Origin of the sequence: Acinetobacter sp. ESBL14 (assembly GCF_036668815.1) — a bacterium.
GTDB lineage: Bacteria > Pseudomonadota > Gammaproteobacteria > Pseudomonadales > Moraxellaceae > Acinetobacter > Acinetobacter gyllenbergii.
In genome coordinates, this window is the sequence record NZ_JAZEVS010000005.1 from 17,778 (window position 1) to 42,522 (window position 24,745).

Annotated in this window: 23 protein-coding genes; 10 read left to right on the forward strand and 13 right to left on the reverse strand. The window is 40.0% G+C overall.

Annotated elements, in window-relative coordinates; genetic code table 11:
* The first annotated feature begins 31 nt into the window (after nucleotides 1–31).
* Entirely contained in the window at nucleotides 32–817 is a 786-nt protein-coding gene (locus tag V6E90_RS15225) for a hypothetical protein (protein WP_332605829.1), read from the forward strand.
* Here the strand turns inward: V6E90_RS15225 and creB are convergent, their stop codons facing one another.
* From creB to mdtD, 5 genes are all read right to left on the reverse strand, one after another.
* Entirely contained in the window at nucleotides 818–1,534 is a 717-nt protein-coding gene (gene creB / locus V6E90_RS15230; protein WP_332605830.1) for a two-component system response regulator CreB, read from the reverse strand. It lies immediately after the preceding gene.
* A 304-nt stretch (nucleotides 1,535–1,838) separates the two neighbouring features.
* Nucleotides 1,839–2,906: a DNA polymerase IV gene (gene dinB / locus V6E90_RS15235; RefSeq protein WP_332605831.1), complete on the reverse strand. Its 1,068-nt coding sequence runs from the start codon at nucleotides 2,904–2,906 to the stop codon at nucleotides 1,839–1,841.
* Nucleotides 2,896–3,657 carry a glycoside hydrolase family 25 protein gene (locus tag V6E90_RS15240; RefSeq protein ID WP_332605832.1) on the reverse strand — a complete coding sequence of 254 codons (762 nt, stop codon included), beginning with the start codon at nucleotides 3,655–3,657 and terminating at the stop codon, nucleotides 2,896–2,898. Before V6E90_RS15240 ends, dinB begins: the two co-directional genes overlap by 11 nt.
* A gap of 10 nt (nucleotides 3,658–3,667) precedes the next feature.
* On the reverse strand, nucleotides 3,668–4,636 hold the full coding sequence (locus tag V6E90_RS15245) for a hypothetical protein (protein ID WP_332605833.1): 969 nt from the start codon (nucleotides 4,634–4,636) through the stop codon (nucleotides 3,668–3,670).
* Between the two features lie 51 nt (nucleotides 4,637–4,687).
* On the reverse strand, nucleotides 4,688–6,076 hold the full coding sequence (mdtD, locus tag V6E90_RS15250; protein WP_065344192.1) for a multidrug transporter subunit MdtD: 1,389 nt from the start codon (nucleotides 6,074–6,076) through the stop codon (nucleotides 4,688–4,690).
* 164 nt (nucleotides 6,077–6,240) lie between these two features.
* On the opposite strand from mdtD, the gene V6E90_RS15255 reads away from it, so the two are divergent.
* The gene (locus tag V6E90_RS15255; RefSeq protein WP_332605834.1) at nucleotides 6,241–8,028 is read left to right on the forward strand and encodes a choice-of-anchor I family protein; all 1,788 of its coding nucleotides are present in this window, start codon (nucleotides 6,241–6,243) and stop codon (nucleotides 8,026–8,028) included.
* 53 nt (nucleotides 8,029–8,081) lie between these two features.
* Here the strand turns inward: V6E90_RS15255 and V6E90_RS15260 are convergent, their stop codons facing one another.
* Entirely contained in the window at nucleotides 8,082–8,705 is a 624-nt protein-coding gene (locus tag V6E90_RS15260; protein WP_004656405.1) for a TIGR00730 family Rossman fold protein, read from the reverse strand.
* A gap of 326 nt (nucleotides 8,706–9,031) precedes the next feature.
* Between V6E90_RS15260 and V6E90_RS15265 the strand changes: the two genes are divergently transcribed.
* The 3 genes from V6E90_RS15265 (at nucleotide 9,032) to V6E90_RS15275 (ending at nucleotide 11,865) form a co-directional block, all read left to right on the forward strand.
* Nucleotides 9,032–10,615 carry a TerC family protein gene (locus V6E90_RS15265; protein ID WP_065344194.1) on the forward strand — a complete coding sequence of 528 codons (1,584 nt, stop codon included), beginning with the start codon at nucleotides 9,032–9,034 and terminating at the stop codon, nucleotides 10,613–10,615.
* An 82-nt stretch (nucleotides 10,616–10,697) separates the two neighbouring features.
* A complete protein-coding gene (locus V6E90_RS15270) occupies nucleotides 10,698–11,168 on the forward strand; it encodes a YchJ family protein (RefSeq protein ID WP_332605835.1) in 471 nt (156 codons plus the stop codon).
* Between the two features lie 52 nt (nucleotides 11,169–11,220).
* Nucleotides 11,221–11,865: a trimeric intracellular cation channel family protein gene (locus V6E90_RS15275; protein ID WP_004802075.1), complete on the forward strand. Its 645-nt coding sequence runs from the start codon at nucleotides 11,221–11,223 to the stop codon at nucleotides 11,863–11,865.
* Nucleotides 11,866–12,589: 724 nt separating this feature from the next.
* Here V6E90_RS15275 and V6E90_RS15280 read toward each other — a convergent pair.
* The 5 genes from V6E90_RS15280 to V6E90_RS15300 all read right to left on the reverse strand — a co-directional run bounded on the left by V6E90_RS15280 (nucleotide 12,590) and on the right by V6E90_RS15300 (nucleotide 15,765).
* On the reverse strand, nucleotides 12,590–12,925 hold the full coding sequence (locus tag V6E90_RS15280; RefSeq protein WP_023270964.1) for a hypothetical protein: 336 nt from the start codon (nucleotides 12,923–12,925) through the stop codon (nucleotides 12,590–12,592).
* A 3-nt stretch (nucleotides 12,926–12,928) separates the two neighbouring features.
* The gene (locus tag V6E90_RS15285; protein WP_332605836.1) at nucleotides 12,929–13,105 is read right to left on the reverse strand and encodes a hypothetical protein; all 177 of its coding nucleotides are present in this window, start codon (nucleotides 13,103–13,105) and stop codon (nucleotides 12,929–12,931) included.
* Between the two features lie 1,069 nt (nucleotides 13,106–14,174).
* On the reverse strand, nucleotides 14,175–14,507 hold the full coding sequence (locus V6E90_RS15290) for a hypothetical protein (RefSeq protein WP_332605837.1): 333 nt from the start codon (nucleotides 14,505–14,507) through the stop codon (nucleotides 14,175–14,177).
* Nucleotides 14,508–15,269, reverse strand: coding sequence for a hypothetical protein (locus tag V6E90_RS15295; protein ID WP_332605838.1), 762 nt, complete (start codon nucleotides 15,267–15,269; stop codon nucleotides 14,508–14,510).
* A complete protein-coding gene (locus V6E90_RS15300; RefSeq protein WP_023270961.1) occupies nucleotides 15,259–15,765 on the reverse strand; it encodes a PAAR domain-containing protein in 507 nt (168 codons plus the stop codon). Before V6E90_RS15300 ends, V6E90_RS15295 begins: the two co-directional genes overlap by 11 nt.
* 277 nt (nucleotides 15,766–16,042) lie before the next feature.
* Here V6E90_RS15300 and parC point away from each other — a divergent pair, with 277 nt between their 5' ends.
* Nucleotides 16,043–18,262, forward strand: coding sequence for a DNA topoisomerase IV subunit A (gene parC, locus V6E90_RS15305; protein ID WP_016540785.1), 2,220 nt, complete (start codon nucleotides 16,043–16,045; stop codon nucleotides 18,260–18,262).
* Nucleotides 18,263–18,418: 156 nt separating this feature from the next.
* Nucleotides 18,419–20,098, forward strand: coding sequence for a long-chain-fatty-acid--CoA ligase (locus V6E90_RS15310; RefSeq protein ID WP_016540786.1), 1,680 nt, complete (start codon nucleotides 18,419–18,421; stop codon nucleotides 20,096–20,098).
* Nucleotides 20,099–20,174: 76 nt separating this feature from the next.
* On the opposite strand, the gene V6E90_RS15315 is transcribed toward V6E90_RS15310, so the two are convergent.
* Nucleotides 20,175–20,570: a hypothetical protein gene (locus tag V6E90_RS15315; RefSeq protein ID WP_016540787.1), complete on the reverse strand. Its 396-nt coding sequence runs from the start codon at nucleotides 20,568–20,570 to the stop codon at nucleotides 20,175–20,177.
* A 150-nt stretch (nucleotides 20,571–20,720) separates the two neighbouring features.
* On the opposite strand from V6E90_RS15315, the gene V6E90_RS15320 reads away from it, so the two are divergent.
* A complete protein-coding gene (locus V6E90_RS15320) occupies nucleotides 20,721–21,119 on the forward strand; it encodes an MAPEG family protein (protein WP_004802081.1) in 399 nt (132 codons plus the stop codon).
* A 115-nt stretch (nucleotides 21,120–21,234) separates the two neighbouring features.
* Nucleotides 21,235–21,762, forward strand: coding sequence for an inorganic diphosphatase (gene ppa / locus V6E90_RS15325; protein WP_004656389.1), 528 nt, complete (start codon nucleotides 21,235–21,237; stop codon nucleotides 21,760–21,762).
* A gap of 99 nt (nucleotides 21,763–21,861) precedes the next feature.
* On the opposite strand, the gene V6E90_RS15330 is transcribed toward ppa, so the two are convergent.
* Nucleotides 21,862–23,154 carry an OprD family outer membrane porin gene (locus tag V6E90_RS15330; RefSeq protein ID WP_016540788.1) on the reverse strand — a complete coding sequence of 431 codons (1,293 nt, stop codon included), beginning with the start codon at nucleotides 23,152–23,154 and terminating at the stop codon, nucleotides 21,862–21,864.
* A gap of 740 nt (nucleotides 23,155–23,894) precedes the next feature.
* On the opposite strand from V6E90_RS15330, the gene V6E90_RS15335 reads away from it, so the two are divergent.
* Nucleotides 23,895–24,665, forward strand: a complete 771-nt coding sequence (locus V6E90_RS15335) for a TorF family putative porin (protein WP_332605839.1) — start codon at nucleotides 23,895–23,897, stop codon at nucleotides 24,663–24,665.
* Nucleotides 24,666–24,745: the final 80 nt, after the last annotated feature.

A 24,745-nucleotide genomic window follows, 5' to 3' on the forward strand; every position in this document is an offset into this window, starting at 1 on the left:
TAATATTAAGGGAGCTATTTTGAAAAGAATAATGATTATTTTAAGTCTATTCGTGGTGTCTAAGAGTTATGCTGTAAATCCTGATCAAGAATATATGATGTTCTTGAAAAAATATGAACAATTATCCAATGCTGTTGATCCTGAAGGTTTAGATATGTATGCAGACGATGCAAAAATTCATTCTAAACAGATCTCATCTGATGGAATTGAGCGAACGACAAGTATGTCTGGCAAGAAATTAAAGGAATTGGTAAATGAAAATATCGATGTTTTAAAAAATATAGCATACCAAACCAATTTTACTAATGTGAAAATTATTAGAAATGCCAACTCTGCAAAAATATCAGCGACAAAATATAATAATAAAGATTGCTACTCAGATAAAGATTATTATATGGTCGTCACTAGAAAACCTGATAATAAGCTTTATATTACTGAGGAATACTTTATTGAAGCACCCAAGAATTTCTGTGAAAAAGGGATTAAAGATGATTTAGCTTTGCAACTAACTTTAGGGGCAAACATAATGAATAAGAAATTACCAATTAAATTAGATAGAGAAACAAGTCTAGAAAATGTAATCGCGAAAGATAAAGAGCTGACTTTTGTTTATCGATTAATTCATTTTACAGCAGACGATCTATCCTCAAATTGGATCGAAACCAATGCAGTACCAAATATTATAAAGGGTGTTTGCGCCGATTCTAAGATGAAAGAGCTTTTAGAAAAAGGAGCTCAAGTCAAGCTGCAGTACTATTATTCAGACAATACTGAAGCAACTCAAATCAAAATGAATAAGCAGGATTGCAGTGTGTAATTAACTTTGCCCCAGACTATAGCCAAATCCACGATGGGTGCGAATTGGGTCATCATCTGGGGTAATCTGTTTGAGCTTCTGTCTTAAACTCTTGATATGCGTATCGACTGTACGTTCCAAACTATGCTCTGGATGTTCCCAAATATGATCCATCAGTTGTTGGCGGCTAAACACCTGTTCTGGATGCTGAATCAGTAAAAATAACAAGCGGTATTCATAGCGAGTCAGTTGTAGTGGTTGTCCATGATAATGAATCTGCAAGGATTGAGGGTTACATGACCAAGCTGCCGATTGCACAATAACATCAGTTTTCGTCGTTGCTACAGAGGCTGCAACAGGTTGAGCTTGCGCTTCCATTCTGCGCCAAATGGCTTTGATTCTGGCCACAATTTCTCTTGCGCTAAAGGGCTTGCTGCAATAATCATCCGCTCCAATTTCGAGACCCACCACTCGATCAATTTCATCATCACGGGCTGTTAAAAACAGTAAAGGGGTTTGATCTTTCTGGCGTAATTGTTTGCAAACTTCAAAGCCATTCAGGTCAGGGAGCCCGACATCTAAAATAATAAAATCAAAGGATTGTTGTGTCAGTAATTGCAGTGCCTGTGTGCCAGTATTGGCCCAACTGACGCTCCAGCCTTCACGCTCGAGTGCGTAACGTAGTGGCAGGACGATGGCGGCTTCATCTTCAACACAAAGAATTTGTTTTTGCTTCATAAGGCATGTACATACAGAATTTTCTAGTTTTATCTGCTGAGTTTAACTGAAGTTATGATGGTGTGTAGTGGGAATATGGAATTTTTTATAGGAACAAGAGGATCGCGAAAGAAGACCTGAAGTGCCCTGTAATCTTCGGATTTGATCGTCACGCCAACCACAGGAGCAGATGCTAAAAGTGAGGTTTTCTTTAGCAAAGCAAATAACAAGGATAATGTTACTGCGTTGCTTAGAGTACTGAAAACTGGATAAAAAGCAAACATAAATTTCAGTCAGGATTGTGCTTTTGTGTAAAAAAACAGCGCTACCACAAAGAAAGTTGTGATTCTTCTTCCAAAGCTTGTAACTGATATACCCCGACACCAACCAGGCGAAATTGGAACTCTGGGTCAATATGCATTTCATCCAGCAGTTGCAATACCACTTGCCCCAAGTCTTGTTGCGATTGCAGTGCTTGTTTAAAACTTTTACTGTGCTGTAAGACTTGGAAGTTTTTAAGTTTGAGTTTGACGGTCACACCGCGAGCGGTTAATTGTTTTCTATTCAGGCTGCGCCAGACTTGCTCGGTCAATGGCTGCCATGCATGGCTGCATTGGACAAGGGTGTAATCCTCATCAAAGGTAATTTCCTTGGAAATCTGTTGGCGTTCCCGTTTTGCTTGGACTGGTCGATGATCAATGCCTTGCGCATATAAATACAGCTGTTTGCCGTATTTACCAAAATGATGAATCAACACATTTTCGTCGATTTTTTGCAGATCGCCCAAAGTATGTAAATTTAGTTGCTGCAAGCGTTCTTGAGTGACTTTGCCCACCCCAGGAATTTTATTCAGAGCCAAATCTTGGATAAAGCGCAGCACCTGATTCGGTTTAATCACAAATAAACCATTGGGTTTGTTCCAATCCGAGGCAATTTTTGCCAAGAATTTATTTGGTGCCACGCCCGCTGAAGCAGTCAGTCCAGTGACTGCAAAAATATCAGCACGGATTTGTGCTGCGACTTCGGTGGCACTGGCGATATGCTTTAAGTTCTCAGTCACGTCCAGATAGGCTTCATCTAAAGACAGCGGTTCAATCAAGGGGGTATATTGCTGAAAAATCTGATGAATTTGCGCTGAAACTTCGCGGTATTTTTCAAAATTAGGTTCGATCACGATGACCTGTGGACAGAGTTTTTTGGCTTGTCCCATCGACATGGCAGAACGGAGTCCAAAGACGCGGGCAGGGTAAGACGCTGCAGCAATGACCGCTCTTGGATGATGAGAGGAAATTACTACAGGTAAATCTTTTAGCTCTGGGCGATCTTTGAGCTCGACTGAGGCATAAAAGGCATCCATGTCGATATGGATGATTTTGCGTAGCTCATTTGGCATCTTCAATGCCTTGTGCTTTCAGAAAAATCCGCCATTGTTTTGGGGATTCGGCATAGACATTTAAATCCACGGCTTTGGGAACGCCGTCGATTCTGCCTTGGCTGCTATGCTGCCAAAACAGCCATTGTCGACCATCTTTGAGTTCAGGCTTGCCCTCATAGTCTCTGACCCATAACGGAGTGTTGTTAAAGTTCCCCATTAGCACAATATGGTAAAAGCTTTTGGAAATATAAAAAATCGGTTGTTTGCCATAATGCTGTTGCAGTTGGTCATGCATCACCTGAATTTCTTTGATGAGCTGCTCTTTGGTATAGGTGTTGATGCAGTTACTGTCATATTCCAAATCAATCACAGGCGGCAGGGCATCGGCTTTTTTTGGAACAGTGGCAATAAAATTTTCGGCTTGGATTGCCCCATCACGACACAGCCGATAAAAATGATAAGCACCGACATGTAGGCCACGTTCACGTGCTTTGAGCCAGTTTTGCTGAAAGTTACGATCTTTAAAATCGCCCCCTTCCGTGGCTTTTAAATAAACGAATTGATATTGCATTGGCGAGATTTTTTTCCAGTTAATCTCGCCTTGATGATGGGACACATCAAAGCCGCGAATGGAATAATCCTGTGCCGAGGCTTTCTGCTGATAGAACAAGCCAAAGTAGCTGACCACACCCAGCATGACCGCTAAACCGATACTGGCATAAGTCGGATAATGTTGTGTCGACGGAAATTTTGCAGATTTTTTTGCCATATCATTTGTATTATGCGATGTCTAAGCGAGTGTCAGATTTACAGTATTGGTCATGTAGAGATTGTACTCGCTTCGCCTTCATGTGGGTGACTTGACTGCCTAATTGTGCCACAAATTTGCATGATGCATAGTTCTCGGCTTGTTTCTGATAGTCTCGAATCCAGTTTTCGCGGATCGCTAAACGTACTTCACTTACTGGCCAGACGCCGAGTGCTAAGCGATTCACACCAATTCGCCAAGGTTTTGGGCTAATTCTGGCTCGGAAACAATTTTGATTTTTACACATTCGGATGTAGTTAGGATCCGCATGAATGGCATTGAATAATAATTGAGCTTCATCACTTTTAGGTTCAAAGGTCTGATGCATTGCCAAAACACGATAACCTTTTGGCGTGAGATAAACGCGTAAATGCCATGTAGGGTGCTGTTGAGAGAAATCTTGAATTGATGCAAATGCACGCTGTTCTGTTGTTCCAAATAACTTGCTTTGTAAATAGAACAGTCCTTTGCCAACCAGCCCTGTCAAGATGAGGGAAACAATCACTCCGACTCCCAAGATCATCCATGAACCTAAGTAAACAGCCCCAATACTCGTGACCAGCATTAACAATAAAAAAGCCAATAGATACAGTCTAAATCGAGGTGCGTATTCGAAATCGATATCTGCAAATAACACATCTGGGGTATTTAAGCATAATGCGCCGTAGGAATTTCGCGTGATAATGACATCGTCATGCTGAGCAATAATCTGTTCTCTGATTGGTACGCCTTCGGCACCATTGTAGGGAACTTTATGGTCGATTCTTCGAATATTTTCACCAGCCTTGATCCTTTCAATTGCCTCGGCAACACGTTGCTCGGCATGCGATTGCGCTGCTTCAAGGCTTTGATCTGACCAACCAAAGCGTTTAATGGTGTATTGTCGCCCTGCAATCTTGGTTTTTGTTTTAGCTTCTGCCCAATGCTGTGGAACGATCATTTTATTTTTCCTTATTCTGTTTATTGGACGACGAACTTTAGGTCCGTAAATTTAATCTGTGGTTTCTTTGGGGATTTGCCAGAACACCAAGGCGGTAATGACATTAATACAGCCAAGCGTAATCAAAGTGGCGTGGAAGGCGGTGCTAATCGAGGCACTGGAAAACTGTTGCCCAAACAGATTGATTAAGGTTCCTGCCAAAGCGACCCCGATACTCATGGAAAGCATCATAATCATCGACAAGAAGCTATTGCCACTACTGGCATCCTGTTGTGCTAAGTCTTTCAAGGTCAGCGTATTCATGCCCACGAATTGCAGTGAATTGAGCGTACCAAAGATAAACAGATGCAGAACTTTCAACCATAAAGGTGTAGCGACGGTCATCAGTGAAAAACTGGCGATGCATAAACCAACCAAAACCGTATTGGTGAGTAGAAAACGACGATAACCGACCCGTTGGATCAGTGGACGGACAATGGGCTTGGAAAATAATGAACCCAGTACCATTGGAATCATCATTAAACCGGTATAGAAAGGTTCAAAGCCAAAGGCGACTTGTAGCATCAGCGGTAGAATGAAGGGAATGGCATTACTACCGAGACGGGCAAAGAAATTGCCCAGTACGCCGATGGAAAAGATTTTGTAGCGAAATAAGCGACCATGAAACAGGGCGTTTTGATGCGTATGCGCATGGTAGGCATAAGCGCCAGCTGCCAACAGTCCCGAAATCAATAAAACCACGCTGATCCAGCGGGAATATTGCGATGCGGCTATATTTTCAATCCCGAGAGACAAGCCTACCATGGCGACCATTAACAGGATAAAGCCACTTAAATCGAAGGATTTGACACTTGGTTCTTTCTGGTTGGGCATGACTTTGAAGGTCATGATCATTCCCAAGATTCCCATCGGAATATTAATTAAAAAGATCCAGTGCCAAGTGGTCACTTCAACCAGCCACCCCCCTAAAGTCGGTCCCATCAACGGGCCAATCAGACCCGCAAGACTCATCAGACTCATGGCAGACAGGAATTGGGAGCGTGGAATCAGTTTTAACAGTGCCAAGCGCCCCACAGGCATCAGCAAGGCACCACCAACACCTTGAATGACGCGGAAAAATAATAATTGTTCTAGGTTTTGTGACAAGCCACAGCCCAGCGAGGCCAAGCTGAAAATCACCATAGAACTCAGATAAATATTACGGATGCCAAAACGATCGGCTAACCAGCCACTGAGCGGAATACAGGCCGCAACCGACAGCACATAGGCCACAATGACGCCATGCATTTGCAGGGGATTTTCATTGAGTTGTACTGCCATGGCAGGAATTGCCGTGTTGACGATGGTGGTGTCCAAGGCTTGCATAAAAAAGCCAATCGAGACCAAGAGCACCAACATTCGGAATTCAGGCTGTACCGCTTGATGTGTTGTCGTTGTCATGAGCCATGATGGATAAAAAGGCAGTTTTAGTTTAATGCAACTGTGCGTGAAATAAAGCCTAAAATTGTCAAAGAGTGGTCATGAAACTGACATTAAAGTGTCATCGAATTTGCATCACCAACGACTAGATTAGCCATACAGAATAAATTGTATGGAATTTGATCATGAAATTTAAGATTTCAGTATTACTGACAGCGTTATTGTCGGTGGGGTTAGTGGCGTGTAATGATGACAACGACAATAACAAAACAAACACGTCAGCAGAAGTAGTTGAAACAACCCCTGAAACGATTAAGTTAAGTTTATTAGGACGTTATGAAACCAATGTCTTTGCCAAAAGTGCTGCTGAAATTCCCGCTTATGATGCTGCAAGCAAACGTCTCTTTGTGGTCAATGCCCAGAAAGGTCTAGTTGATGTTTTAGATGCCTCTAAACCTGAAAAACCTGTCCATGTTGCAGAACTGTCTGCCCGTACTTATTTAGCCAATTCGGAAGTGAACAGTGTTGCAGTGAAAAATGGCATTGTTGCAATCGCCGTTCAAGCCGAAAACAAAACTGATGCGGGCATCGTGGTATTTTTTAATGCCAAAGATTTAAGTTTTATCAGCAAGGTCGCGGTGGGTTCACTACCTGATATGTTGAGTTTTAGTCCCGATGGCAAAACCGTTTTAGTGGCCAATGAAGGCGAGCCAAACGATGACTATTCGGTTGATCCTGAAGGTTCAGTCAGCATTATTGATATCAGCAATATTCAACAACCGAAAGCCAGCGTAGCGGACTTTAAGGCATGGAATACGCAAAAGGCGGATTTAATCGCCAAAGGGGTACGTATTTTTGGGCCAAAAGCGAGTGTGGCTCAGGATCTAGAGCCTGAATATATAACCATTTCTGCAGACAGCAAAACGGCTTGGGTGACGCTTCAAGAAAATAATGCCATTGCTCGGATTGATATTACACAGCAGAAAGTCACCGATATTTACCCACTGGGCTATAAAGATCATGGGCAAATTGGCAATGAACTAGATCTTAGTGATAAAGACAAAAAGATTGATATCAAGACTTGGGCCGGCTTGGTCGGGATGTATCAACCTGATTCGATTGTCAATTATCAAGCTAATGGTCAAACCTATCTGGTCACTGCCAATGAAGGCGATAGCCGTGAATGGTTGAAGGATTCCAAAGCCTATTATGCGGGCGATACCAGTAAAGGCTTTGTTGAAAATATTCGCATGAAGCATTTGTTTAACAGCAAAGGCTTTAATAAAGATGGTGATTATCCAGCACATTTACAACAATTAGCAGCAGGGGTGAAAGGGGCAAAACTCAATCCAGTAACCTTTGCGTATTGTGGTGCCACTGCGACAGCTGCGGGTGCATGTCGTGATGATGCTGCGCTGGGTCGTCTCAATATTGCGTGGAACATGGGTTATCAAACCAATGCCGATGGTTCAGCCAAACTGGATGCCAATGGCTTGCTGACTTATGACAAGCTTTATGCTTATGGCGCGCGTTCATTCAGTATCTGGAATACACAAGGTCGGTTGGTTTGGGACTCTGGCAGCGAGTTTGAAAAGAAAACTGCTGAACTGTTCCCGAACTATTTTAATAGTGACCACGAAGCGGTAGCCTTTGATGACCGTAGTGATAATAAAGGCCCTGAGCCTGAGGGTATTGCTATCGGTACGATTGGTAAGAAAACCTTTGCTTTTATCGGTTTGGAACGAATGAGTGGAGTGATGGTGTATGACATTAGCACACCGAATAAACCGAAGTTTATTGAATATTTTAGCACACGTAATTTTGTCGAAACCGATGCGGCCAAGCAGGGGGATTTAGGACCTGAAGGTTTGATCTTTATTGCTGCAAAAGATTCACCAAATGGCAAGCCTTTACTGGTGGTGGGGAATGAAGTCAGTGGTTCAACTGCGGTGTATCAGGTGAATGTAAAATAAGTTCTCAATATAAAAAAGCGGATCTCCTTGATCCGCTTTTTTATGGGGATGTTTTAGACTTCGATATGGCTGGGTGTGTTTAAGTTTTTAATCACACTTGAAATCTGTTCCAGTGTTTCGCAAATAATCACTTTGGCGCGATGCTGTGGCGGTAAAAAGCCTTCTTCTACCGCATGATCAAGCTGTGCAATCAAGGCATCATAAAAACGATTGACGTTATAGATGATCATCGGTTTCTGGTGCTGATTGAGCTGGCCCCATGTGGCAATTTCCAGAATCTCTTCAAAAGTTCCTAAGCCACCCGGTAAGGCAATAAAGGCACTGGCACGTTCAGCCATCAGTGCCTTACGTTCATGCATGCTGTTGACGATATGGAGTTCGGTCAGTTTATGGTGGGCAATTTCATAGTCCAGCATAAATTCTGGAATCACACCCACCACTTCACCACTATGTTCCAGTACGGTATCTGCCACTTGTCCCATCAGACCAATACTCGCGCCGCCATAGACAATACCAAAACCTTGGTTGGCAATATGCTGGGCAAGTTCAATGGCTTTATCTCGGTAAATTGGCTTGTTACCTGTACGTGAACCGCAATAGAGGGCAATCAGAGATTGAGTGGTGATGGGAGTCGGGTTAATGCTTTTTTTCTCTGTCATTCTTAATACACTATTCATTCGTTTATTTTCACCTTATCATTTTCACTGTGCTTGTCTAGGCTAAATCAGGTTTGTGACAGTTTTATGCACATTTTACATACAATGGGCTTTTAGCATGCCTGGAAAGAATTTGAAAACATCCTCAACATAAAAAAAGATGAATTTCACTGAAATCTTGCCTATACTGAAAATCCTTTTATTAATCTTTGTCCCTCTATGAGTAGTGGTTGTTGTCGCTCCGTATTGTTCTTATTTCCTAAAAAAAATGTTTTGGCTGTTTGTGCCGACCTTTTAAAATCTCAACTTCATAACAATATTGCTGATTTTGCAGAGGAGTCACCTCAATGATTCTGGAATGGATGTCAGATCCAGCTGCATGGGTTGGTTTAGCCACACTGGTGGTGCTTGAAATTGTACTAGGTATTGATAACCTTGTTTTTATTGCAATTTTGGCAGAGAAATTACCACCAGAACAACGTAATGCTGCGCGTAAAATTGGTCTGATTCTGGCCCTGTTAATGCGTTTGATCTTACTTGCTTCGATCGCATGGGTGGTGACATTAACCACACCGCTGTTCCATATTTTTGATCATCCATTTTCTGGACGAGACCTGATTCTACTGTTTGGTGGTGTGTTCTTATTATTTAAAGGCACCATGGAACTGCATGAACGCATCGAAGGCAAGCAAGCACATAAAGAAGAAAATCCAGTGCATGCCGTGTTCTGGATGGTGGTGGTACAGATCGTGGTTCTTGATGCGGTATTCTCGCTCGACAGTGTGATCACTGCAGTGGGAATGGTAAAAGAGCTTTCGGTGATGATGATCGCGGTTACGATTGCGATTGGTATCATGTTGCTAGCTTCACGTCCATTGATGGATTTCGTCAATAAGCATCCAACCGTGGTGATTCTGTGTCTTGGCTTCCTGATGATGATTGGTTTCTCATTGGTGGTCGAAGGCTTTGGTTTCCATATTCCAAAAGGTTATTTATACGCTGCGATTGGTTTCTCGGTGTTGGTGGAAATGGTTAACCAAACCATGCGCCGTAACCAAGAGAAATTGGTCACTACGACTGATCTGCGTTACCGCACCGCTTCCGCTGTATTGCGTATGCTTGGTAATAAGAGCAATGGTAATGAAAGTCAGAACAAGGAAGCTGAAGATGTGTTAGCAACACAGGCCTATGCCAAAGAAGTTTTTGATGAAGACAATGGGGTTTACCACAGTGTCTTGGTTCAAGGGGTATTGGGCCTATCTGAGCGTCCAGTCAAGTCGGTGATGACACCACGCCCAGAGTTAGAGTGGTTAGACTTGGATGATGATCCTGCCGAGTTAAAAGAACGTTTAATGGCGATGACTCATTCACGTTTGATCATTGCCCGTGGTGAGTTGGACAATATCGAAGGGATTGTGTTAACCCATAAAGTGTTGAATGAATACATCGAAACAGGTGCGATTGATTTTACCAAGCACCTACGTGAACCCGTGATTGTGCATGAAAATGCGCAAGTGTTGATGGTGATGGAACAATTACGCCAAGCACCGTTGCAAATGGCAATCGTATTGAACGAATATGGTTCGATTGAGGGGATTGCCACGCCGATTGATATGCTAGAAGCGATTGCAGGTGAATTCCCAGATGAAGACGAATTGGAAGCAACTGCGGAGAGTCTAGATGATGGTTCGATGTTGCTGGAAGGTTCAACTGATATTCGTCATGTGTCTTTGTTATTGGGCAAAGATTTGGTCGATGAAAGCGAAGAGTACTCAACGTTATCAGGTTATATCTTATTCCATTTAGGTCGCTTACCTGAAAATGGTGACATGATTGAAGTCGATGGCTATCGCTTTGAAGTGGTCACCATGGATGGGCACAAAATTGAAAAAGTGCGCATTCTTGCGAAAGAAAAAACGGTAGAGAAATAATTTAGTCGTTCCCGAACAGCCCTGAGTTTGACCTTTGTTTAACACTGGTTTGGTTCGGGGCTATTTTATTTGAGAGTTGCAAATGACATTGTCACAATACTGTCCTTGCGGACAGGGGCAATATGCTGCGTGCTGTCAGCCTTTACATTTAAAACAGCAGTTTGCTCAAACTGCCGAGCAATTAATGCGTTCACGTTATAGTGCCTTTGCCTTGCAGCAGATCGACTATATTTTACAAACGACAGCTTTAGGGCAACAAGGCGCTTTAGATCGAGCTGCGATTGCCGACTGGAGCCAATCGAATCAATGGCTCAAACTGGACGTGGTGCAGCATCAGCCCAAGCTAGACAAAACCCATGCGCTGGTTGAGTTCAAGGCACATTATCATGATGGTACGCAAGCCCATATTCATCATGAAATTTCACATTTTGTATTACATCAACAGCAGTGGTATTTCCTTGACCCGACTCTGGACATGCAAATCACCATGAAACAACCCTGCATTTGTGGCTCGGGGAAAAAATTTAAGCAATGTTGTGCACAATTCATCTAAGTTTGTCTTAGAATAGCGCACACTTTTACGCCTGATTTAGGGATGTAGGCAGATGTTACTCACCGTGATTTATATTATTGCCATTACTGCGGAAGCGATGACGGGCGCATTGTCCGCAGGTCGACGCAGTATGGACTGGTTTGGTGTGGTACTGATTGCCTGTGTCACGGCATTGGGTGGTGGCTCGGTACGTGATGTGCTACTCGGACATTATCCTCTGACATGGGTGAAGCATCCTGAATATTTGGTGCTGACCTGTATTGCTGCCTTTGTCACCATTATTATTGCCAAGTGGATGCGCCATCTGCGCAATATCTTCTTGGTTCTAGATGCTTTGGGCTTAATCGGCTTTACCATTATTGGTTGTCAGATTGCGTTATCGATGGGACATGGTTTTGTGGTGTCTGCAGTCGCTGGGGTACTCACTGGAGTGTCGGGTGGTATTCTGCGTGATATCTTGTGTAATGACGTACCGTTGGTGTTCCGCCGTGAGTTGTATGCCAGTATTTCCTTTGTCGCCGTGATTTGTTATTGGGTCTGTTTGGAAGTTGGCTTGCCACACGATCTTACTGTGATTTTCACCTTGGTCTTTGGCTTTACGCTTCGTTTGATTGCGATTTATTTTGGTCTGGAAATGCCGAAATTTATCTATAAAGAAGATGATGCAGAATCTGCTTCTTCCACAGATGAGCATTGAGATTTAGTTGGATTTTATTTCTTACAAAGAGGAACTGCTAATTTTATGTTTCCTCTTAGTATAAAACCTTATAATAAGAGCAATAAGTGAAATAAATGCGATAAAAACGGAGATATTGTACTGAAATAAGTGTGCTTGATACCCTTTGTAAATGAAAGTTGGTAGTGCTTCTTGTTGAGTATAGCCAATAGAGGCTTTTTCAAAAAAATAACTTAAAATTAAAGAATATAATCTTGAAAAAATGAAGAAAAATAAAATTTTATTCACTTTATCTTTTATGAAAAAAGAGAGTTCAAACTTAAAGAAGCAATGAGTATAGTAAAGACAACAGCATAAATAGTTATCCAATAGTTATAATCTTCCATTTTCTTACCTATTTCTTTTTTTTAAATTCAATGTGGTATTCTTTGTTAAAAATTTTCTTAATATAATTAAAAGTAAAATTAAAATTGAGAAAATACTATATATGGAACCATAAAAAAAATTTCTTTTGTATCCAGTGTAAATAAATTTAGATAGAAGTTCTTGCTGGGTGTAATCAATGTAAGCTTTTTGAAAAATGTAAGTTAATATAAAAGAATATAGACCAGAAAAAACGAAGAAGAATAGAATTTTATTCACTTTATCTTTTATGAAAAAAATAGAGTTAATACTTAAAGAAGCAATGAGTACAGTAAAGACGGCAGCGTAAACAGTTATCCAATAGTTATAATTTTCCATTTATTCACCTAAAACATTTTTTGTGTCTAGGTAGGATTCTATAAATTAAAGCAACTAAAGCAAAGATAGAAAGAAAGAATGGGAGAGCACCAGAAAATAAATTTTTATCGAAACCAAGGTAGATAAAAGATGCCATTTCTTGTTGTTGAGTATATCCTACAGAAGCTTCAGGAAAGATAAACCAATTCAAAGCAAAACGTATGACTCCTGTCAATGTAATTGTTAATAAAATTCGATTAACAACATCTTTAACCCAAAGTGAGAGGTTAAATGCAACTGAAAGAATGGAGATAGAGAAAAATATACTATAAATATTAATCCAATGCTCTATACTTTCCATATATTAGTTCCTTAAAGCTGATCTTATAATATCAGTAGATATTCTATCTGAACTTGTCACTTTTTTAATGGCTTTTCCATTATGAAAAATTATTCGAATACCATGCTGATAATCTTGTTCTTTGATAGAGGTTGTACCATCAATGCTTGGATTTTCTTTAGATGCATGACCAATTGCCATGCTTTTACTTTTACTCGTCTTAAATAAAAGATTGATAGCAGTGCAGCAAGCCGTATTACTATCGATGATAGAAAACAGTGTGACGATTAAGTTTTTTTCAAATAAAAATTTCTTATATTTAAGATAATTCTTATTAGAATGATTGCTGTAGATGTGACAGATATTATTGGAAGTAGAATTCCAAAGAAAAGATTGGATGAATACCCTTTGTAAATGAAAGTAGATAAAAAATCTTGTTCCATGTAACCTATAGAAGCATAAGAAAAAAAGTAATTCAAAATAATGGAATATATTCCTGAAAAAAAGAAGAAGAATAGCAGTTTATTAATTTTCCCCTTTATGAGTAGGATGGAATTTATACTTAATGATGCGATTAATAAAGTGAAAATTACAGAATAAACCGTAATCCAATAGTTATAATCTTCCATTTATTCACCTAAAGATTTTTTGATAAAGGAGGTCAAAGAATTTTCCTCTTCTTCTTAGTTGCGTCTTAGTCTTACTCCTTTTTTCTACTAAAAATATTTTTAGGTAGATTTCTAATGATTATAATAATTAAAGATAATAAAGATATTGTAGCTGGGATGAAGTTGAAAAATAAATTGTTATAAAAACCAAGATATATGAAAGAAGCTATTTCTTCTTGCTGTTTATAGCTTATTGATAATTCTGGGAATATAAACCAATTTAATAGAAAATTTATTAATCCTGTTAATGTGATGGTTAATAAGATTCGATTAACAATATCTTTAACCCAAAGTGAGAGGTTAAATGCAACTGAAAGAATGGAGATAGAAAAAATATACTATAAATATTAATCCAATGGTCTATATTTTCCATAAATTAGTTTCCTAAAGCTGATCTTATAATATCAGCAGATATTCTACCTGAACTTGTCACTTTTTTAATGGCTTTTCCCTTATGGAAAATTATTCGAATACCATGCCGATAATCTTGTTCTTTAATAGAGGTTGTACCATCAATGTTTGGATTTGCTTTAGATGCATGACCAATTACAACACTTTTATATTTACCTGAATTTATAAATTTTAAAAAAATAAATTATTGATTAATTTTGTTTTTTATTTTTAGTTAATATTATTCTAAAAATAAGGATAATAAATATAACTACTGAAAATAAAAAGTATATTCCTCCATAAAAAAGATGTGATTTATAGCCCTTATATATAAACATTGGTAATAGTTCTTGCTGAGTATAGCCAATAGAAGCTTTTTCAAAAAAATAACTTATAATTAAGGCGTATAAACCAGAGAAAACAAAAAAGGATAGAATTTTATTCACTTTATCTTTTATGAGAAAAATAGAGTTCAAACTTAAAGAAGCAATGAGTATCGTAAAGATGACAGCATAAACAGTTATCCAATAATTATAATCTTCCATTTATTCACCTAAGGCTTTTTTGATAAATGAGGGTGATATTCTTCCCTCTATACGTGTCTTTGCAATTACTTTGCCATTATTATAGATCACCCGTTCCTCATGTCGGTAATCTTGCTTGGCAATTTCTTTAGTTCCACCTCGATTGGGATTGGCAAAGTCGGAATGACCAATTACCACGCTTTTACTTTTATCTGCCTTAAATAAAGCAATTGATAACAGAGCAGCGAGCGTATCACTTCGACGATCCAAAGCAGTATGGCAGCCATGTATTTCTATTTTAGATTCATGAGTAAACACTTTAAAATTAATATCTGAAATAGTGTATGAATTATTCCAGTCGTTGTTACCGGTCGGCCCCCATCTTTTCAATTTTCTCATAGTGTTTATGTATAGGTTTGAGGCCAAGTTTTTAGAGTTAACATCTTGTTCTGTTAAGCTTTTATGCAAAGATGCACCGATTACAGTATAAAGCCCTTCTTCTGAACCATGTCCAAAAATATCTAGAGATTGGATAGAGTTTTCTTTTTGCGCATTTATTGTATCAATCAGCTGTTTTATTCCTTGAGAGATAAAATAAGATTTAACAGGTAAATCATTTTTATAGTCTTTAACCACATTTTTGGATGCATGGAAAAAAGCCCCATTGTCAGCTAAAGATTTTGCACCACCATATAGAACTAGACGAACAGGCAAATTCATTTTGACCTGTTCAACTTGAGCATTTTGTTTGGTTGTTGTGCGATATTCGTTTTTAGTAACCATGATCATCAGACTCTTCTATTCTTATGCTGATTCCTTCAGCTTGTTCTTTTTCATTTAATTTATGCGTATGGCCTGAAGCATCGGTTGTCCCTTGGATTTTTTCACCACTTGCAAGTTCAATGACATATTTCACATGGGCAAGTGGTTGTTGATCATCTTCATTGATGAGTTGAAATTGACCAGAGTAGCGTTGTGAGGATTCTGCTCGAAATGCTGATGGGCATGGTGCGCCGCCTGCATCGCCAATGACATAACTTTGTTTGGGTTGTAAAGAAGCGCCACAGGAAAATAAATCACCCACAAAGGCAACCGCGATACCATCAAAGATGACATGGTCATTACTTTTTAATAAGGTTGACCAGCATTTGCAACGTGGACAAAAAAAGCCATCCCCAGCCCTTAAAAATAATTGTCCATTGAAGGAACTCCTTTGTTGTGTTGCTTGTACAAAACCACCATGATTTGTCGTTGATCCATTAACTCCAAATGCTCTCATTTTTTGATTCCTGTTCTTGTTTTTAAATTTAATATAAAAAATTAATTAAATTATTCTTAATAATAGTTGGGGTTCATGGCTTTGTTAATATTTTTTACTTTTTATATACAAAGGTGGCGTAGGAGTGGAACTACAGAATGTCTAGAAAAGAAGTTATGCCTTAACCAACAAGACACCATTTGACGTTTAAACAACAACAAGGGCTTGTCACAACGCCTTCATCCACATAGCATACAAAACATTGACGATAATAAATGATTTTGGATGACTCGCTGAAATGACCAGCCTTGCACATCATGCAACAGAAAACCGTTCCGTAGCCGAATTCACTGAGCAGGCTTACTTGAACTATGCCATGTACGTGATTATGGATCGTGCATTGCCCCATATCAGTGATGGTTTAAAGCCTGTACAGCGCCGTATTGTCTATGCGATGAGCGAGCTGGGTTTAAAGTCGACCGGTAAACCGAAAAAGTCGGCACGTACCGTCGGTGACGTACTCGGTAAATACCATCCACATGGTGACTCAGCCTGTTATGAAGCGATGGTATTGATGGCACAGCCATTTAGCTATCGTTACCCATTGGTGGAAGGTCAGGGCAACTGGGGTTCACCTGATGACCCAAAATCATTTGCGGCCATGCGTTATACCGAAGCTAAACTTTCGGCTTATAGTGAGTTATTACTGAGCGAACTCGGACAGGGCACCAGCGAATGGCAGGATAACTTTGATGGTTCGATGAAAGAGCCCATCACCTTACCTGCACGTATTCCCAATATTTTATTGAACGGTACCACGGGGATTGCGGTGGGGATGGCAACCGATATCCCGCCACATAACTTGCGTGAAGTGGTGAAGGGCACGATTGCGCTGATTCGTAACCCTGAAACCACTGATGAAAAATTAGCAGAATATATTCCTGCACCAGATTTACCGACCAAAGCCGAGATTATTACGCCGCCTGAAGAATTACTTAAAATTCAAACCACAGGTCGTGGTAGCTATCGTGTTCGAGCAGTGTATACGGTCGAGAAAAATGAAATCGTGATTAGCGAATTGCCCTATCAGGTTTCTGGTTCAAAAGTTGTGACTCAAATTGCCGATCAAATGATTGCCAAGAAGTTGCCACTGGTGGCAGATATTCGAGATGAATCTGATCATCGCAACCCAACCCGTTTGGTGATTGTACTGCGTTCTAACCGTGTCGATGCAGAAACGGTGATGAGTCACTTATTTGCAACCACGGATTTAGAATCCAGCTATCGCGTGAACCTGAACATGATTGGGGCGGATGGTCGTCCACAGGTGAAATCGATTCGCCGAATCTTGTTAGAGTGGATTGAGATTCGTAAGCAAACGGTAACGCGTCGTTTGCAATACCATTTAACCAAAATTGAAAAGCGTTTACATATCTTGGCAGGTCTTTTAATTGCCTACCTAGATATTGATACTGTGATTCGGATTATTCGTGAAGAAGACCAGCCAAAACCTGTATTGATGCAGCATTTTGGTATTGATGAAATTCAAGCTGAAGCCATTTTAGAACTCAAGCTTCGCCATTTAGCCAAACTTGAAGAAATGGAAATTCGCCGTGAGCAAGAAGAACTGGAAGCCAAAGCTGCCATTATTCGTGAGCAATTGGCAAATCCAGAATCATTGAAAAATTTGATTATCGGTGAATTAAAAGAAGATGCGAAAAAATTTGGTGATGATCGCCGTTCACCAATCGTGGTCCGTGCAGATGCGGTACAGATTAAAGAACAAGATTTAATGCCAGCCGAAGCGGTGACCGTGGTGTTGTCGGAAGCAGGTTGGGTCCGCGCAGCCAAAGGTGCGGAAGTGGATGCTGCTAATCTTAACTTCCGAGCTGGCGACCAGTATTTAAGTCATGCAGTCGGTAAAACCAATCAACGAGTGTACTTCTTGGATGAAACTGGGCGTAGTTATGCCTTGCCAATTAGCAGCTTACCGTCAGCGCGTGGTTTAGGTGAGCCGCTTAGTTCTAAACTGTCTCCAGCCAGTGGGGTTTCATTTATCCAAGTCTTTATTGATGACGATAATAATGAATTACTTGCGGTCAGTTCTAAAGGTTATGGCTTTAAAACCCAAGCTGCACAATTGGATACCAATGCCAAAGCCGGTAAGGCATTCTTGACGGTTGCAGATAAGGGAACAGCTTTACCACTGCTTCCGATCCAGCAAGCAAGCCATGTTGCGATCCTCAGTTCATCAGGGCGTTTACTGATTATTGATTTAGCAGAACTTCCTGTTCTGAATAAAGGTAAAGGTAACAAGTTGATACAACTTGATGAAAAAGAGCAAATTTTATCCATGACAACCCTGAGTTTAGATGAAATAATCCAAGTCGCTGCAGGACAACAGCATCTAAAACTGAAAGGGGACGATCTCCAAAAATATCTAGGAAAAAGAGCAACAAAGGGGCAACTTTTACCACGTGGATATCAAAAAGCAAATAGACTCTTCATTCAGAGATAAGGCTAGTATTCTGTGATACAAATACGTTATATATGGCAATGTATTCATATTGTTTGAATAGATTGACAGGGCAATTCAAAAAGTTAAAAAAAATGTTTTGTCATGGACGTAACGTTGTTACATTTTTAAGGATTACCACTCGGAGATAATGGCATTATGGAAAAGATTTGGTTTGCTGAATACCAAAAGACAGGAATTCCAGAAACAGTTGAACTGCCTGCTGAAAACACCTCACTTGTTGATATTTTTGAACGCAATTTCCAAAAATTTGGTTCACGCGATGCCTTTATCTTCATGGATAAAGTTTTAACATTTAATGAATTAGAAGTCGCTAGCCGTAAATTCGCTGCTTATTTACAAAGCTTAGGTTTAGCAAAAGGAACGCGTGTTGCGGTGATGATGCCGAACGTTTTCCAATATCCAGTGGTGGCTTTAGGTGTGTTCCGTGCAGGTTTGGTACTTGTAAACGTGAACCCACTGTATACAGCGCGTGAGCTTGAGCATCAATTGAATGACTCTGGTGCTGAAGCGTTGGTGATCATTGAAAACTTTGCCAGCGTTTATCAAAGCATTATTGGTAAAACACCTGTGAAGCATGTTGTGGTGGCTTCTGTGGGTGATATGTTGGGTACCTTAAAAGGGACACTGGTCAACTTCGTTTTACGTAAAGTACGTAAGCAAATTCCTGCATGGAATATCCCAGGCCATACCAAATTTAATGCTGCATTAAATAAAGCCAATCCAAGCAATTATAAACGTCCAAGCTTAACTTTAAGTGATACTGCGGTCCTCCAATACACGGGTGGTACCACAGGTGTTTCTAAAGGTGCAGAACTGACGCATCGTAACCTTGTCGCGAACTTACTGCAGTGTGAAGCGATTTTCTCAAGTAAGTTTGGTGCTTCTGATAGTGCTAAAGGTGATCGCATCGTTTGTGCATTACCGCTGTATCACATCTTTGCATTCATGGTGTGTGCGCTTTACGGTATGTACAAAGGTCAAGCCAATATCTTGATCCCGAATCCTCGCGATTTACCAGCAGTGGTTGGCGAGTTACGTAAATATCAACCTTCATTCTTCCCAGCGGTAAACACCTTGTTTAATGCTTTGGTGAATAACGAAGAATTCAAACAACTTGACCATAGCAATCTGAAGATGGCAATGGGCGGTGGTATGGCGGTATTGCCATCGACTGCAGCAGCATGGAAAAAGATCACAGGTACAACCATTATCGAAGGTTATGGCTTATCTGAAACGTCTCCAGTTGCAACCGCAAATCCACCTGCAACAACTGAATTCAGTGGCACGATTGGTATCCCATTGCCATTAACTGAAGTTGCGATTTTGGATGATGACGGTAACGAAGTTGCACTGGGTGAACAAGGTGAAATCTCGATCCGTGGCCCACAAGTGATGAAGGGTTATTGGAACCGTCCAGATGAAACTGCGAAAGTGATGACGGCTGACAATTACTTCCGTACGGGTGATATCGGTGTGATGGATTCACGTGGTTATGTGAAGATTGTTGACCGTAAGAAAGACATGATCTTGGTGTCTGGTTTTAACGTTTACCCAAGTGAAATTGAAGAAGTGATTGCGAAGCATCCAAAAGTATTGGAAGTGGCTGCAATTGGCGTTCCAGATGAAAAATCAGGTGAAGTGCCAAAATTATTCATTGTGAAAAAAGATCCATCTTTAACCACTGAAGAAATTATTGCTTATGCAAAACAAAACCTAACAGGCTACAAGTGCCCACGTTATGTTGAGTTTATGGAAGAATTACCGAAATCTAACGTAGGTAAAATCTTACGTAAAGATTTACGTAAACCCGCTTAAGAATCCCACCTAGCCTCCCTTTAAAAAAGGGAGGTACTGGAAAAGCGCCGCAATTGCGGCGCTTTTTTATTTGGATTTATTTAGTACTATTATTTGATTTCATTAACCAACGGTCGATATAAGGACGTCCGATTCCAACAATGCCGACAAATACCACCATAGTTGCCAATTGAAAGCGTAAACGGGTTGGGTCAATGCCATTAAAGCTAAAATAATTATCGGCAACAGCATATAGCACAATCACTGCGAGCCAGTGCCAGAGTGTTAAGCGATAAATACCAACAGCATAAAAGGCCACTGTTAGAATCACAAATGTCCCCAGAGTTGACTGCCAATTCAGATTGGCACAAATCACACTGAGTAAAAATGCCATGATTGGGAGCACGACTTTCAAGACACGATCAACCAAAAGCTGATGTTGTCGTTGCTGTGCCAAAACATCAAACATTTCTTTTTGATCTTGCTGTTGCATAGTTTGACCTTAAAACTGTATGAAAAAACACAACTTTTACACAAAAACGCGGTGTAAAAGAAACGCTTGTAGAACAAGCATAAATGAAAGTTCAATAAATTATAGATTATGATAGCATGATCAGAAGAACTTCAAATGATGGATCTCAGCATGCAAGGTATTAGCGGCATTATATTGATGATTATAGTCGCATGTTTGTTGCCGTATGTGTTTACCTTGATTGCGAAATCAAAAGGTGGTTTTCAAGCAAAAGATAATCAAAATCCGCGTGAGTTTTTAGCCAAAACCACGGGCTTGTCGGCACGTGCCAATGCAGTACAGCAAAACAGTTTTGAAAGCCTGCCTTTGTTTATTGCTGCGATCCTGATGGCTGAATATATGGTGGTACCAGAACGCTTTATTCTGACCCTCGGCTGGGCCTATATTGTATTTCGTGTGATTTATGGGATCTGTTATTTAGCCAATCTTGCCACATTACGTTCCATCATCTGGTTTTTCTCTCTGCTTTGTCCAATTTTACTGTTCGTGATTACCATCAAAATGACCTAATACTACTGGCTATAAAATTCTCCAGCTGTATATATATCTAGCATCATTTTCATTGTATTCACGTTATAATCTGTCCGATTTACATCTGACTTCACAATATTAAACGAGTGTTGATATGAGCTATAGCAATATTCCTGCGGGTAAAGACGCACCAAACGACATCTATGTCATCATTGAAATTCCTGCAAATGCAGCGCCAATCAAATATGAAATCGATAAAGATTCAGATGCGTTATTTGTAGACCGTTTCATGGGTACAGCAATGTTCTACCCAGCAAACTACGGTTATGTGCCAAATACATTGTCTGAAGATGGTGACCCATTAGACGTACTTGTTGTAACTCCACACCCTGTTGCTGCTGGTTCTGTGATTCGTTGCCGCCCAGTCGGTAAATTGAAAATGGAAGATGACGGTGGTATCGACGCGAAACTCATCGCTGTTCCACACGAAAAATTATCTCCACTGTATAAAGATGTTCAAGAATATACGGATCTTCCACCGTTATTGATCAGCCAAGTTGAGCATTTCTTTGCTCACTACAAAGATTTAGAGCCTGGTAAATGGGTAAAAATCAGTGGCTGGGAAGGTGCGGATGTTGCGAAAGCAGAAGTACTTAAAGCGATTGAAGCGGCTAAAAAGTAATTTTAGTCGGTGTGATCAGTTCCTATTCATTTAGTGGCTGATCATAAAAAAACTCCATTCATTTGAATGGAGTTTTTTTATTGCTTGATCGACGGTGAATTAGAATAATTTCACAGGAATATCAAGCCAGATACGCCATTCGTTGGTGTCACCAATGTAGGCATTTGTTTGATATTCATCGCTTGCACGGTAGTAAGAATGACGTAAACGTAAGCTTGCGTCTTTAGCAAAACCAGATTGAACGGTGTATTTCACTTGGTTAAAGAATTCACGTTCTTTGGCATTGTCAGTCAAGTTCTTAACTTTGATGTCCCAACCGTAAACATACGCAGTGGTCCAGCTTAAACCTGGAACGCCATAGCTACCAAAATCGACGTTATATTGAAGCTGTGCAGATTTTTCACTGTTACCAATGAAGTCAGACAGGTAAGAGTTTGGCAAATAGATACTTTGTGCACCATCAGCATTCTCACCATAGTCATAACCGGTATTGCCATTGTTTTGTTGGTAAGCCAACATCACACTGTGCGGACCTGTGTTATACGTTGTAGAAAGCGCCCAAATGGTATTTTTACGATTAGACAAATCATCAGTTGTACTTGAATACGTACTGCCTTTTTCATCCCACTTGGTATGGTATGCGCTTAAGTCATAAGTCAAACCACTGTTTTTGTCTAATGCTTGCTTATAGTTCACATTGATATAATGACGATCTAACTTATCTTTGCTGTCTAAGCCAAAGTAAGCGGCATTTAAGTTGTCATCAAATTTGTATTTTGCGCCCCAAACCACAGCACGATCGAGACGACGGCCATCGGTATTGATCTGATCTGAGTATTGGTCTTTGGTGAATTTACCCGCAGTTAACTCTAAACCATCAATTTCACGGCTAGTTGCCAAAACACCTTCAAAGTATTCAGGAACCAAACGTGTGGTATTGCTGGCTAAGACAGGGATGTCTAAAATTTGGGTACCATAAGTCACGGTTGTATTTGAAATACGTGCTTTTACAAAACCGCCACCACGTGCCCAATGATCATAGGTATCGCCAGTATTGTCTTTACCATTTAAGCGTTCACGTGGGATCATGCCGTTACCAGCATTATTGTTTGAGCCTAATTTAAAAGAGCCGTCACCAATAACACCCACACCAAAGCCAACTAAACCTTGAGTAAAACCAGTTTCCAGTTTCACCATTGCCGTTTGTGCATATGAGCTTGTGTCTTCGACACCATTCTTTTTGTCACGATTTAAATAACCAGTACGGAATAAAATATCCCCTTTGGCATCTTCAACAAGTCCTTTTGCTTCGCTTTGTTCGCTTGCATATGTTGAGGTAATTAACGCGGCATTAATCAAAACCGCTAAAGTAAGTTTATTTGCCTTTGGCATAGCTCGCCTCATTAAAAAAATTAAATTTGGGATAAGACCGAAATTTTGACCAATTGTATAAGTTATGCGTAAAAAAGATAGATTTTTATTAAAATAATTTAATTATTATTAAATAAAATACTTATATAATTTTATGATTTGTTTCTCGTTTAAAAAGTCACCAAAATAAATTTAAATGTATGTTTTTAATGATTAATTTGTTTTATTTTGGTTGCAAAATAAACTGTTTATTTTTTGATTTATTTTTATGAAAATATGTGATTTATTGCTGTATTTTTTCTTTTTATTGAAAGAGTTATTTTTCCTTTGTTTAAAAAACAATCGAGTCGATTTGCAAAAAATGACATCCCGACGAATGACAGTGACTGACCAATCCAATAGTTACAGCGCTTCAGGCTGATTTAAGTTTTTTGTTCATGCACCTTTATAGAACATTGCTGCTTTTTACGGCATAACGCCGATCTTTTAAGCATTTCGAGTGATTTTGTTTTTATAGATGTGCCTCTTTTTTGTGCAAAAAAAGTACTTAAAATTTCTGTTGCCTTGAAATCGCTCAAAAAATAAAAAGATTTCCTGACAAAGCGCAATTCGGAGGCATTGATATTGTTGTATCGGCACTTTTATGGAACGGAATCGAGATTTGACGTACTTTTTCTAAAGTTGGCACAGCAATTGCTAATTACTTTGCGATGCAATTTAAAACATAAATCAGTCGAATATCCATCATGGGGGAGATCAATATGATGAAATTTGCATGTAAAGCGATCGCGTTGAGTATTTGTGCAGTGACTTCGACTTTTGCTATGGCGGAAGAAACAAATACATTATCTCAATACGGCCTTAGCTTTTCTGGAACCGCTGCGTTAACGACAGATTATCGTTATCGCGGTATTACTCAAACTGAGGGTGATCCTGCGGTGCAAGGTGGTTTTACATTGACACATTCATCTGGTTTATATGCAGGTGTGTGGGGTTCAAATGTTAACTTTGGCGCTCCAGATCCACATTTGGAGTTAGATCCATATGTAGGTTATGCGACTGAACTTCCATTTGCCAGTAAACCGACTTTAGATGTAGGTTTATGGTATTACGGCTATCCAAGTGCATCTGATCTGAACTGGTTAGAGCTCTATGCAAAATTAGGCTTTAAAAATGTCTTGGCATCTGGTGATAGTCTATTGGGTAGTTTGAACTATACCAATGATTTTGCTGGCACTGACGAAAATGGTTGGTATGTCAACGCGACATATAATGTTCCTTTCGCTGATACCGGTTTCGGTGGTGTTGCAAGCATTGGCTATACCAAAGTCGATCTTGATGAGGCTTTTGGTCAAAAAGATGCGAAAGATAATTATGTAGATTGGAAAGCAGGTGTGACTTATAGCGTCAAATCAGTATCGGGTTTAACCGCTGAACTCGCAGCAATCGGTACCAATATCGATGCGCAGACTCAACCTTATAAACGTGGCGTTGAGACTGGCGCAGTATTTACCTTAACCAAAGCTTTCTAAGTTTCGGTCTATCAAAGCATCATAAAAGGCCAGTCACCATGCTGGCTTTTTTATTTTATACACTTGGTAACTGGCTCGTT

Excerpts from the sequence above, each read along its gene's own strand:
- parC (WP_016540785.1), top strand. The coding sequence starts at position 16,043 with ATGACCAGCCTTGCACATCATGCAACAGAAAACCGTTCCGTAGCCGAA.
- V6E90_RS15315 (WP_016540787.1), bottom strand. The coding sequence starts at position 20,570 with ATGCAACAGCAAGATCAAAAAGAAATGTTTGATGTTTTGGCACAGCAA.
- V6E90_RS15245 (WP_332605833.1), bottom strand. The coding sequence starts at position 4,636 with ATGATCGTTCCACAGCATTGGGCAGAAGCTAAAACAAAAACCAAGATT.
- dinB (WP_332605831.1), bottom strand. The coding sequence starts at position 2,906 with ATGCCAAATGAGCTACGCAAAATCATCCATATCGACATGGATGCCTTT.
- V6E90_RS15265 (WP_065344194.1), top strand. The coding sequence starts at position 9,032 with ATGATTCTGGAATGGATGTCAGATCCAGCTGCATGGGTTGGTTTAGCC.
- ppa (WP_004656389.1), top strand. The coding sequence starts at position 21,235 with ATGAGCTATAGCAATATTCCTGCGGGTAAAGACGCACCAAACGACATC.
- V6E90_RS15300 (WP_023270961.1), bottom strand. The coding sequence starts at position 15,765 with ATGAGAGCATTTGGAGTTAATGGATCAACGACAAATCATGGTGGTTTT.
- V6E90_RS15335 (WP_332605839.1), top strand. The coding sequence starts at position 23,895 with ATGATGAAATTTGCATGTAAAGCGATCGCGTTGAGTATTTGTGCAGTG.
- V6E90_RS15310 (WP_016540786.1), top strand. The coding sequence starts at position 18,419 with ATGGAAAAGATTTGGTTTGCTGAATACCAAAAGACAGGAATTCCAGAA.
- V6E90_RS15320 (WP_004802081.1), top strand. The coding sequence starts at position 20,721 with ATGCAAGGTATTAGCGGCATTATATTGATGATTATAGTCGCATGTTTG.
- V6E90_RS15275 (WP_004802075.1), top strand. The coding sequence starts at position 11,221 with ATGTTACTCACCGTGATTTATATTATTGCCATTACTGCGGAAGCGATG.
- V6E90_RS15285 (WP_332605836.1), bottom strand. The coding sequence starts at position 13,105 with ATGGCAATTGGTCATGCATCTAAAGAAAATCCAAGCATTGATGGTACA.
- V6E90_RS15330 (WP_016540788.1), bottom strand. The coding sequence starts at position 23,154 with ATGCCAAAGGCAAATAAACTTACTTTAGCGGTTTTGATTAATGCCGCG.
- V6E90_RS15270 (WP_332605835.1), top strand. The coding sequence starts at position 10,698 with ATGACATTGTCACAATACTGTCCTTGCGGACAGGGGCAATATGCTGCG.
- V6E90_RS15280 (WP_023270964.1), bottom strand. The coding sequence starts at position 12,925 with ATGGAAAGTATAGAGCATTGGATTAATATTTATAGTATATTTTTCTCT.
- mdtD (WP_065344192.1), bottom strand. The coding sequence starts at position 6,076 with ATGACAACGACAACACATCAAGCGGTACAGCCTGAATTCCGAATGTTG.
- V6E90_RS15255 (WP_332605834.1), top strand. The coding sequence starts at position 6,241 with ATGAAATTTAAGATTTCAGTATTACTGACAGCGTTATTGTCGGTGGGG.
- V6E90_RS15225 (WP_332605829.1), top strand. The coding sequence starts at position 32 with ATGATTATTTTAAGTCTATTCGTGGTGTCTAAGAGTTATGCTGTAAAT.
- V6E90_RS15295 (WP_332605838.1), bottom strand. The coding sequence starts at position 15,269 with ATGGTTACTAAAAACGAATATCGCACAACAACCAAACAAAATGCTCAA.
- V6E90_RS15260 (WP_004656405.1), bottom strand. The coding sequence starts at position 8,705 with ATGAATAGTGTATTAAGAATGACAGAGAAAAAAAGCATTAACCCGACT.
- V6E90_RS15240 (WP_332605832.1), bottom strand. The coding sequence starts at position 3,657 with ATGGCAAAAAAATCTGCAAAATTTCCGTCGACACAACATTATCCGACT.
- creB (WP_332605830.1), bottom strand. The coding sequence starts at position 1,534 with ATGAAGCAAAAACAAATTCTTTGTGTTGAAGATGAAGCCGCCATCGTC.
- V6E90_RS15290 (WP_332605837.1), bottom strand. The coding sequence starts at position 14,507 with ATGGAAGATTATAATTATTGGATAACTGTTTATGCTGTCATCTTTACG.